Source organism: Streptomyces sp. NPDC054847 (assembly GCF_053610925.1).
Window position 1 is genome coordinate 1 of the sequence record NZ_JBSGZJ010000268.1, and the last position, 9,825, is coordinate 9,825.

Annotated in this window: 9 protein-coding genes; 2 read left to right on the forward strand and 7 right to left on the reverse strand. The window is 70.8% G+C overall.

The genetic code is table 11. The features are described from left to right. Window positions 1-28: 28 nt before the first annotated feature. A complete protein-coding gene (locus ACWGH4_RS23415) occupies window positions 29-562 on the reverse strand; it encodes an alkyl hydroperoxide reductase (RefSeq protein ID WP_441263966.1) in 534 nt (177 codons plus the stop codon). A gap of 6 nt (window positions 563-568) precedes the next feature. Next, window positions 569-1,123 carry a peroxiredoxin gene (locus ACWGH4_RS23420; protein WP_037773847.1) on the reverse strand — a complete coding sequence of 185 codons (555 nt, stop codon included), beginning with the start codon at window positions 1,121-1,123 and terminating at the stop codon, window positions 569-571. Window positions 1,124-1,254: 131 nt separating this feature from the next. Between ACWGH4_RS23420 and ACWGH4_RS23425 the strand changes: the two genes are divergently transcribed. Next, window positions 1,255-2,199 carry a LysR substrate-binding domain-containing protein gene (locus ACWGH4_RS23425; protein ID WP_453464071.1) on the forward strand — a complete coding sequence of 315 codons (945 nt, stop codon included), beginning with the start codon at window positions 1,255-1,257 and terminating at the stop codon, window positions 2,197-2,199. A gap of 24 nt (window positions 2,200-2,223) precedes the next feature. Here the strand turns inward: ACWGH4_RS23425 and ACWGH4_RS23430 are convergent, their stop codons facing one another. The 5 genes from ACWGH4_RS23430 to ACWGH4_RS23450 form a co-directional block, all read right to left on the reverse strand. Next, the gene (locus ACWGH4_RS23430; protein WP_453464074.1) at window positions 2,224-4,641 is read right to left on the reverse strand and encodes an FtsX-like permease family protein; all 2,418 of its coding nucleotides are present in this window, start codon (window positions 4,639-4,641) and stop codon (window positions 2,224-2,226) included. Next, a complete protein-coding gene (locus tag ACWGH4_RS23435) occupies window positions 4,638-5,324 on the reverse strand; it encodes an ABC transporter ATP-binding protein (RefSeq protein WP_453464077.1) in 687 nt (228 codons plus the stop codon). The genes ACWGH4_RS23430 and ACWGH4_RS23435 overlap by 4 nt, the downstream gene beginning before the upstream one ends. Then, a complete protein-coding gene (locus tag ACWGH4_RS23440; protein WP_441263970.1) occupies window positions 5,321-5,845 on the reverse strand; it encodes a helix-turn-helix transcriptional regulator in 525 nt (174 codons plus the stop codon). Before ACWGH4_RS23440 ends, ACWGH4_RS23435 begins: the two co-directional genes overlap by 4 nt. A 123-nt stretch (window positions 5,846-5,968) precedes the next feature. Continuing rightward, window positions 5,969-6,211 carry a hypothetical protein gene (locus ACWGH4_RS23445; RefSeq protein ID WP_453464081.1) on the reverse strand — a complete coding sequence of 81 codons (243 nt, stop codon included), beginning with the start codon at window positions 6,209-6,211 and terminating at the stop codon, window positions 5,969-5,971. Beyond that, a complete protein-coding gene (locus tag ACWGH4_RS23450; RefSeq protein WP_453464084.1) occupies window positions 6,208-7,176 on the reverse strand; it encodes an SPFH domain-containing protein in 969 nt (322 codons plus the stop codon). Before ACWGH4_RS23450 ends, ACWGH4_RS23445 begins: the two co-directional genes overlap by 4 nt. Before the next feature lie 276 nt (window positions 7,177-7,452). Between ACWGH4_RS23450 and ACWGH4_RS23455 the strand changes: the two genes are divergently transcribed. Further along, complete coding sequence (locus ACWGH4_RS23455) at window positions 7,453-9,687, forward strand: transglycosylase domain-containing protein (RefSeq protein WP_453464087.1); 2,235 nt, start codon at window positions 7,453-7,455, stop codon at window positions 9,685-9,687. The last annotated feature ends 138 nt before the right edge of the window (window positions 9,688-9,825 follow it).

The following is a 9,825-nucleotide window of genomic DNA, read 5'->3' on the forward strand; positions in this document are numbered from 1 at the left end:
GGCGGGGCCCTTCCGCTGTGTGCGAGGACTACTCGGCCATGACGGCCTCTGCGTCCAGCGTCGTACCCACGGCCTGGATCACCGCGGCGATCTTGAAGGCCTCCTGGATCGTCTCGCGGTCCACTCCGGCCTTGCGCAGCACCTGCTCGTGCGAGTCGAGGCACTGGCCGCAGCCGTTGATGGCGGAGACGGCGAGCGACCACAGCTCGAAGTCGACCTTCTCCACACCGGGGTTGCCGATGACGTTCATCCGCAGACCGGCACGGAGCGTCCCGTACTCCGGGTCCGACAGCAGGTGCCGGGTCCGGTAGAAGACGTTGTTCATCGCCATGACCGCGGCGGCCGACTTGGCGGCGGCGTACGCCTCGGGCTTGAGGTTGGCCTTCGCCTCCGGCTCCAGCTCACGCAGCACCCGCGGCGAACGCGAGGCGATCGCGCAGGCCAGCACGGTGCCCCACAGCTGCTGCTGGGGGAGCTCGCTGTTGCCGATGACCGAGCCGAGGTTCAGCTTCAGGTCCTTGGCGTAGTCCGGTACGGCGGCCTTCAGTTCATCGAGAGCCATGGCGGATCACTCGCCCGACAGCAGCGCGACGGGGTCGAGGGTGTTCTCGCCCTTGGTCCAGTTGCACGGGCACAGCTCGTCGGTCTGCAGGGCGTCCAGCACCCGCAGGACCTCCTTGGGGTTACGGCCGACGGAACCGGCGGTCACCATGGTGAACTGGATCTCGTTGTTCGGGTCGACGATGAAGACGGCGCGCTGCGCGAAGCCGTCCTCGCCCTCGATGCCGAGGTCACGCATCAGCTCGTGCTTCGAGTCGGCCATCATCGGGAAGGGCAGGTCACGCAGGTCGGCGTGGTCCTTGCGCCAGGCGTGGTGGACGAACTCGGAGTCGCCGGAGAAGCCGAGGATCTGGGCGTCACGGTCGGCGAACTCGTCGTTCAGCTTGCCGAACGCGGCGATCTCGGTCGGGCAGACGAAGGTGAAGTCCTTGGGCCACGCGAACACGACCTTCCACTTGCCCTCGTAGGACTTGTGGTTGATCTGCTCGAACTCCTTGCCGCTCTCCAGCGAGACGCAGGCGGTCAGCTCGAACGTGGGGAACTGGTCACCGACAGTGAGCACGCGCTCTCCTTGCAAACAGGATTTCCCTTTTGGGGGCATCCGGTGGGGTTGGACGGATCTTGATAGTGGCACAGAGTGCATTGATCGCGGAAATAGCTAGACTCGGTCATCGCGATCGGAGGAACTTATCAGTGGCCATAACAAACAGGGGCAAACAGCCGAGCCTCGCACAGCTGCGCGCCTTCGCGGCCGTGGCCGAGCATCTGCACTTCCGGGACGCGGCGGCGGCAATCGGGACGAGTCAGCCCGCACTGTCCGGCGCCGTCTCGGCGCTCGAGGAGGCACTCGGTGTCCAGCTCCTCGAGCGTACGACGCGCAAGGTGCTCCTCTCCCCGGCCGGGGAGAGGCTCGCGGTCCGGGCCAGGGCCGTGCTGGAGGCCGTCGGCGCCCTCATGGACGAGGCGGAGGCGGTGAGGGCGCCGTTCACGGGCGTGCTCCGGCTGGGCGTCATCCCGACGGTCGCACCGTACCTGCTGCCGACCGTGCTGAAGCTGGTCCATGAGCGGTACCCGGAGCTGGATCTCCAGGTGCACGAGGAGCAGACCTCGTCACTGCTGGAGGGGCTCGGTGCGGGGCGGCTGGACCTGCTGCTGCTCGCCGTGCCGCTGGGAGTGCCCGGAGTCACCGAACTTCCGCTGTTCGACGAGGACTTCGTCCTGGTCACCCCCGAGGACCACTGGCTCGGCGGCCGCCAGGACATCCCGCGCGAGGCGCTGCGCGAGCTGCATCTGCTCCTCCTCGACGAGGGGCACTGCCTGCGGGACCAGGCCCTCGACATCTGCCGCGAGGCGGGCCGCACCGAGGGCGCCCCCGTGACCACGACCGCCGCGGGCCTCGCCACGCTCGTCCAGCTGGTCGCGGGCGGCCTCGGCGTGACCCTGCTGCCGCGGACGGCCGTCGATGTGGAGACCGGCCGCGCGGGACGCCTCCAGACCGGCTGGTTCGCCGATCCCGCGCCGTCGCGCCGGATCGCGCTGGCGATGCGGTCGGGCGCAGCCCGCGGCGGCGAGTTCGAGGAGTTCGCAGAGGCGCTGCGGGAGGCGATGGGCGTCCTGCCGGTGCGGGTCACGCCCTGAGGGACGACCCGCACCTGGCGGGCGTCACTCCGTCCGGAGGCCACCCGGGCGCATCAGGCGGACCAGCACCGGCAGGCTCAGCAGCGTCACCACGAGGATCAGGCCCGCGCCCATGCCGGCCACCGGGAGGAACGACCCCCAGTGCGTGACCGGCTTCCCGATCATCCGCAGCATCGCCGCACCCAGCCCGATACCGGCCCCGACCGCCATCGCCGTGCCGAGCACCACCAGGACGGCCGTCTGCAGGAGGACCGACCAGGCCAGTGTGGAGCGGCCGGTGCCGAAGGCGACCAGGACCGCCAGCAGCCGCCTGCGGTCCCTGAGCTGCTCGATCTGGGCCACCGCCATCGACGCGGCGATCAGCCCCATCGTCGCGGTGGCGGCGGCCAGCAGCCCGGTCCGGACACTCTCGTACTGCCGGTCCCGTTCGATCTTGTGGATGGTGCGGACCTGTACCGGGGCGTCGATCCGCGCCGCGGCGTTGCGCACGAACTCCCTCGCGTCCGGCACGCTCTCGTCGATCTGCACCTGCGCCGTGGTCCGGGCACCGGGGAGCGCGGAGACGTCCACGGCGCCCGGTGTCGCGAAGATGCCGGTGTGCTCCTCGCCCACCGGGTCGGGGCGCGCCATCACCGTGGGTGACCGCTCCGGCAGGGTCCACAGCATCGGCGCGGAGCCGTCGAACTGAGTGTCGCTGTTGAGGTTCACCGGCCTGCCCTTCCGGGCGGTCCTGTCGATCCAGTAGGACGGCGGCTCGTCACGGGTGCTGTGCACGACGAACGTGTCGCCGTCCCCGCAGGAGCGGATCCGGGCCAGTTCCCGCAGGGTCGGGCAGTCTCCGACCGTCAGCGTGGTCGTCGGCCGGATGTCCCCCTCGGCGACGGGCTCCGGGGACACCACGTACGCCTCCACCGTGCCGATCACGCCCCGCACGCCTTCCGTGGCGTGGAACTCCCTGATCATCTCGCCGGCCAGTTCACCGCTCGGGAACTCGGCGGAGACCGTCAGCTGAGCCCGCTCGGAGTCCTGTCCGGTCACCCGGTTGAAGTCGTCGTGCACCGCGGCGAACACCATCTGCAGCGCGATCGCTCCCGCCACCGCGACCGTGATGCCGCCCACCGCCCTGGTCGCGGAGGCGCTGCCCAGCTGGAGCCGGCGCACGGCGAGCTGCCAGGCCACCGGACCGCGGCCGAGCCGCCGGACGACGGCGTCGACGAGCCAGGGCAGCAGCGCGGTCAGCGAGAACAGCACCAGCAGTGTCCCCGCCGCGACGGGCCACGGTTCGACGACCTCCGAGTCCTGGCGGACGGTGCCGGTCGCCAGGAGCACGGCCAGTCCCGCGGGCAGCATCAGCAGCCGCCACCACAGGCGGCCGCGGCGCGGCGCCGACCGCCGTACGACACCGAGCGGTTCGACCGTCACGGCGCGCATCGCCAGCAGCGTCACCCCCACCGACACGACCGGCACGGCCAGAAGGATCAGCGCGCCGAGCCAGGGCACCGGTACGACGTCGGAGGGGAAGGCGCTCAGGTCCCACACCCGTACGGAGCCGGCGATCAGCCGGCCTGCGGCGAACGCCCCGGCTCCGACGGCCAGTCCGAGCACTGCGCCGAACAGCGCCTCCCCGGCAGCGATCCAGCGGGTCGTCCGGGCATCCGCGCCCACCAGGCGCAGGGCGGCGAGCCGCCGGTCGCGCTGTTCGCCGCCGAAGCGGACGGCGGTCGCGACGAAGACGGTCACCGGTACGAGCAGCACCACGCACGCCAGCACGACGACGACGATGAGCACGGGGGCCATCGGGTCCCCGCCGCCCCGGGTGCCGTAGCGCTCGACCCGCACACCGCCGGTTTCCGTGGTCAGGGTGGAACTGCCCGCGTAGAAGCGCAGTTCGCCAGGATCGAGAAGCCCAGCGTCGCCGATCAGGCCCACCGTGCGGTGGTGCAGGCGTTCCTTCAGCAGCCGTCCCTCGGGGGAGGCCAGGAGTTCTGCGAGAGCGGGGGAGACGTACATCTCGCCGGCCGCCGGGGCACGGTCGAGGCCCGGCGGCAGCGCCGGATCCGCGCCGTCCGGCCGCAGGATGTCGCCGCCGACGGTCTGCGTGCGGTAGTCGGTGTCGGCCGGCGCGGTGACCAGGCTCGTCGCGGAGACCGGCACGTGCTTGCCCAGTCCCGGTCCGACGGCGGTCCTGGCGGCGGTACGGCTGTCCCGGGCGTCCATCATCTGCGGCACGGACGCGGCGATGAGCAGCAGCCCGACGCCGAGCCCCACTCCGAGAGCGGTCAGCGCGGTACGGGTCAGGCCCTCACGGCCGCCGGAGACGGCGAACCGGATGCCCATGGCGAGGTCCCGCAGCCGCGCGGCCGGCCCGCGGTGCGCACGCTGCGCGGGGCGCGGCACCGGTGCCGCGCGCACGGGGCGCGGCACGTGCCGTGTCGTGCTCATGCGACCCGCTCGGGATCGTGTGCCCTGCCGTCGCGCACGACGACCTCCCGGTCCGAGTAGGCGGCGACGCGGGTCTCGTGCGTGACGAGCACGACGGCCGTGTTCTGCCGGCGGGCCGTTTCGGTGAGCAGCGACATCACCCGCTCGCCGTTGAGCGAGTCCAGGGCGCCCGTGGGTTCGTCGGCGAAGACCACCTTGGGCGAGGCGACGAGCGCGCGGGCCACCGCGACCCGCTGCCCCTGGCCCCCGGAGATGTCACCGGGCCGCTTGCGCTCGGTGTCCAAGACCTCGAGCCGTTCCAGCCATTCCCGCGCCGCGCGCTCGGCCTCCTTGCGCTTCACGCCGCCGAGCCGCAGCGGCAGTGCCACGTTCTCGACGCAGCTCAACTCCGGGACCAACTGGCCGAACTGGAACACGAACCCGAAGTCCGAGCGGCGCAGCGCGCTGCGTTCCGCGTCCGGCAGGCCGGTGATCTCGCGGCCCGCGTAGGTGACGGAGCCGGCGTCGGGCCGGACGATGCCGGCGAGGCAGTGCAGCAGGGTCGACTTGCCGGAGCCGGACGGTCCCATGACGGCGACGACCTCGCCGGGATGGATGGAGAACGAGGCGTCGTCGAGGGCGGTGGTGGACCCGAAGGCCTTGCGCAGGCCGTCGGCGACGAGCAGGGAACCGGCGGGGATCACGCACGGACCTCCGAGGCGAGCCGGTCGAGGCGCGCGGCGGTCAGTTCCAGCCACCGGAGGTCGGCTTCCAGGTGGAACAGGGCGTGGTCGCAGATCAGTTGGTCGGCGAGGTCGCCGCGGCGCTTGCGGTCGGTGAGGACCCGCATCAGCCGCAGATGCTCCGCGCGCTGGCCGTCGAGCAGTTCGGCGGCGCTGCGGCCGGTGAGCAGGGCGATGACGACCTTGGTGTAGAGCGTCGACTGAAGGTACGGCTCGGGCTTCTCGGGCTGGGCGAGCCACTGCTCGACATCGGTGATCCCGGCGTCGGTGATGGCGTACCGCTTCCGCTCCGGCCCGCCGCCGGACTCGACGCCGTCGACCTCGACGAGACCGTTCTTCAGGAGCCGGGACATGGTCGAGTAGACCTGTCCGTAGTGCAGCGGGCGGTCCTGCCCGAACCGCTCGTCGAAGGCCCGCTTCAGGTCGTAGCCGTGGCGGGGGCCGGCCTCGAGGAGGCCGAGGAGAGTGTGACCGATGGACATGAGGGTCACTGTACTCAGGGTGTATACGCGGTGTGTATAGCGAGGGTTCCTCGGGTTTCCCCGGCCTGCCGGCGCCGGGGAAGGACCGGACGGGAGCGGATGCTCCCGCTCCCGTCCGGGCTGCTACGGCGCCCCGCTCCCGGCGTCCCCCGACGCCCCCGGCTGCGCCTTGGGCGGCCGGCCGCGCCGGGCGATGGGGCCCGTGGAAGAGGGCAGCCGGCCGGCGTCCGCCAGCGCGCGTCTCAGCAGGAACTCGATCTGCGCGTTCGCGCTGCGCAGCTCGTCCCCGGCCCACCTGGCGAGCGCCTCGTACACCGCCGGGTCGAGCCGCAGGAGCACCTGCTTGCGTTCGGAGGGCGGGGTCACTGGTAGAGCGTGCCCGTGTTGAGGACCGGCTGGGCCGCGCGGTCACCGCACAGCACCACCATCAGGTTGGAGACCATGGCCGCCTTGCGTTCGGAGTCCAGCTCGACGATGCCCTGCTCGGCGATGCGGGCGAGGGCCGCCTCGACCATACCGACCGCGCCGTCGACGATCTGACGCCGTGCGGCAACGACCGCGCCGGCCTGCTGGCGCTGGAGCATCGCGGAGGCGATCTCGGGTGCGTAGGCGAGGTGGGTGAAGCGGGACTCGATGATGTGGACGCCGGCTGCCTCGACGCGTGCGTGCAGTTCCACGGCGAGCTTCTCCGTGATCTCCTCCGCGTTGCCGCGCAGCGAGAGGCCCTCCTCGTCGTGGGCGTCGTAGGGGTACTCGATGGCGATGTGGCGGACCGCGGCCTCGGTCTGGGTGGAGACGAACTCGAGGAAGTCGTCGACCTCGAACATCGCCTGGGCGGTGTCCTCGACCTTCCACACGACCACCGCTGCGAGCTCGATCGGGTTGCCGTACGCGTCGTTGACCTTCAGTACGGCCGTCTCGTGGTTGCGCACCCGGGTGGAGATCTTGGTCCGGGACGTGAGCGGGTTGACCCAGCGCAGTCCGTCCGTGCGGATCGTGCCCCGGTAGCGGCCGAAGAGTTGGACGACGCGTGCCTCGCCCGGGGCGACCATGTTCAGGCCGCACATGGCGAGGAACGCGGCGATGCCGATCAGGATGCCGCCGGTGATCAGTACGGCCTTGATGCCGGCCGAGTCGGACGCCGTGGCGGCGACGACGAGCGCCGCCCCCGCCGCCAGCCCGAGGAGGCCGAGCAGCAGCGCCAGGCCGCCCCCGATGCTGTGGGCCGCGAACTCGCGCACCCGCGGCTGGGGCATCTCCGGTACTTCCGGGGTGTCGGCTGCGGCGTTCCTGACGCCGGAGGCTGCGTCGTGGCTGGAGGTGGCGGGCATGGTCGTCCCCGTTTCCGCGCACGGCAGTGCCGTACGCCGGTTCGTCGTTGATCTAGCAAACTGATATCACTTTAACGCATGTGGCAACCCTCCGGCCCTTTCGTGAGTCGGTTCCTTGAGACGGGGTGCTCATTCTCACGTCCGGAAAAGGGGGGATCAGCTCCTCTTTGTCTGGGTGACCGGTGTTAGCTTTCTGAGCTGATTCCGGGCAGACACCGGTGACCAGAACGCCGGACGAGTGAGCCGGCTGGCCGACAGAGCGGGAGCGACGGAGCGATGGGCCGAGCGGAAGCGCGACAGGCCCGGCAGCGCGGTGCGCGCCGGGCGAGAAAAACCAGGCCCTCGGGCATACGCCGCTTCTTCACGTTCAAGAAGATGCTCGGCACGTTCCTGGGCCTCTGCCTGCTGGCGATGGGCGCGTTCTTCGTGGCCTACCTGCTCGTCCCGGTCCCCGAGGCCAACGCAGAGGCCAAGCTGCAGAGCAATGTCTACAAGTACAGCGACGGCAAGGTCCTGGCCCGTACCGGCGAGGTCAACCGGGAGATCGTCGGCCTGGACAAGATCCCCCAGGACGTCCAGTACGCCTTCGTCGCCGCCGAGAACAAGACCTTCTTCCAGGACTCGGGCGTCGACATCAAGGGCACGCTCCGCGGTCTGAAGAACACCCTCACCGGGCAGGGCAAGCAGGGTGGCTCGACCATCACCCAGCAGTACGTCAAGAACTACTACCTGAACCAGGACCGGACGGTCAGCCGCAAGCTCAAGGAGCTGGTGATCTCGCTCAAGGTGGACCGGAAGAAGGAGAAGAGCGAGATCCTCGCCGGTTACCTCAACACCAGCTACTTCGGCCGTGGCGCGTACGGCATCCAGGCCGCCTCCCAGGCGTACTACGGCGTCGACGCCGAGAAGCTGAACGTCGCCCAGGGTGCCTACCTGGCGGCTCTCGTCCAGGCCCCCAGCAGTTACGACTGGGCCGTCGCCTCCGACGAGACCAAGGAGACGGTCACCAACCGCTGGAACTACGTGCTCAACAACATGGTCGAGGAGAGCTGGCTCGACAAGAGCGCCCGCGACAGCCTGAAGTTCCCCGTCCCGCAGGCCCCGAAGGCGGCGGCGGGCCTGAGCGGCCAGGCCGGGTACATCGTCGACGCCGCCAAGCAGGAGCTGTCCCGCCAGGGCATCGACAAGGCCGACCTCGACGCCGGCGGCTGGACCATCACCCTGAACATCGACTCCAAGCGCCAGAAGGAGCTGGAGGGCGCGGTCAAGAAGCAGCTCGAGGACGAGCTCGACCGCAAGGGCAACACCGTGGACGCCACCGTGCAGGCCGGCGCCACCTCCGTCGATCCGAAGACCGGCAAGGTCGTCGCCCTCTACGGCGGCGTGGACGCCACCGAGCACTGGCTGTCGAACGCCACCCGCCGCGACTACCAGCCCGCCTCCACCTTCAAGCCGGTCGTGTTCGCCTCCGCCCTGGAGAACGGCTCCGAGACCCAGGACGGCGACCCGATCGGCCTCAACACGGTCTACGACGGCACCAGCAAGCGCCCGGTCGAGGGCAGCGACACCCCGTTCAACCCGCAGAACGACCTCGACAAGAGCTACGGCCCCGTCAGCGTCCAGACGTCGCTGAACAGGTCCATCAACTCCGCCTTCGCGCAGATGGCCGTCGACGTCGGCCTGGACAAGGTGAAGGAGACGGCGCTCGACCTGGGCATGCCGGACGTCAACTTCCCCGAGCGTCCCTCGATCTCGCTGGGCGTGATGGGGGCCTCCACCTGGGACATGGCCGGCGTCTACGCCACCCTCGACAACCACGGCAAGAAGGTCACCCCGACGATCGTCGGCAAGGCCGAGCACAAGGACCGCGAGTTCGAGGTCCAGGACCCGATCGGCAGCCAGGTGATCAGCCGTGAGACGGCCGACACGGTCACCGCGGGCCTCACGGGCGTGGTGAAGAACGGCTCCGGCATCGCCGCGAAGTCGAGCTTCTACGAAGCGGCGGGCAAGACGGGCACCTCGGAGAAGAACCGGTCAGCCTGGTTCGCGGGCTACACCCCCGAACTCACCACCGTGGTGGCCCTGTTCGGTGAGTCGCCCAAGGAGGGCGGCGGCCAGGTGTCCCTCACGGGCACCGCACAGGCCGGCCGCGCCAACGGCGGTGGCTTCCCCGCCAGGATCTGGGCCGACTACACGCTCGGCGCGCTGAACGGCGGCTCCGACGCCGAGTTCGACCTCGACGTCGCGGAGATCGCGAGCCCGGACCCGACCCCGACGGAGACGGAGACGGAGACCGAGGACCCGACCCCGACCCCCACGGAGACGGAGACGGAGACCGAGGACCCCACTCCGACGCCCACGGACACCGGTACGGCGGACCCGACGCCGACGGACGAGTTCCCGACGCCGACGACGACGATCACACCGCCGACAGGGACGTTCACGCCTCCCGTCGAGCCGGGTGACGGCGACCCGGACAAGGACACCGACCGCCGCCCGCCCCAGCCCTGACGGGCCCGGACACGACGCAGGCGCCCGCAACCCCCGCGCGGGGTGCGGGCGCCTGCGGATGTGTTTCCGGGCCGGGTGGGCAGCGCGTACCAGTCGGCCTTGCCGGGGGGCCGCCGGGGCGGGCCCCCCCGCCTCGCG

Bases quoted from the DNA above. Each gene is read 5' to 3' on its own strand.
- ACWGH4_RS23415 (WP_441263966.1), bottom strand. From the start codon at position 562: ATGGCTCTCGATGAACTGAAGGCCGCCGTACCGGACTACGCCAAGGAC.
- ACWGH4_RS23430 (WP_453464074.1), bottom strand. From the start codon at position 4,641: ATGAGCACGACACGGCACGTGCCGCGCCCCGTGCGCGCGGCACCGGTG.
- ACWGH4_RS23440 (WP_441263970.1), bottom strand. From the start codon at position 5,845: ATGTCCATCGGTCACACTCTCCTCGGCCTCCTCGAGGCCGGCCCCCGC.
- ACWGH4_RS23450 (WP_453464084.1), bottom strand. From the start codon at position 7,176: ATGCCCGCCACCTCCAGCCACGACGCAGCCTCCGGCGTCAGGAACGCC.
- ACWGH4_RS23455 (WP_453464087.1), top strand. From the start codon at position 7,453: ATGGGCCGAGCGGAAGCGCGACAGGCCCGGCAGCGCGGTGCGCGCCGG.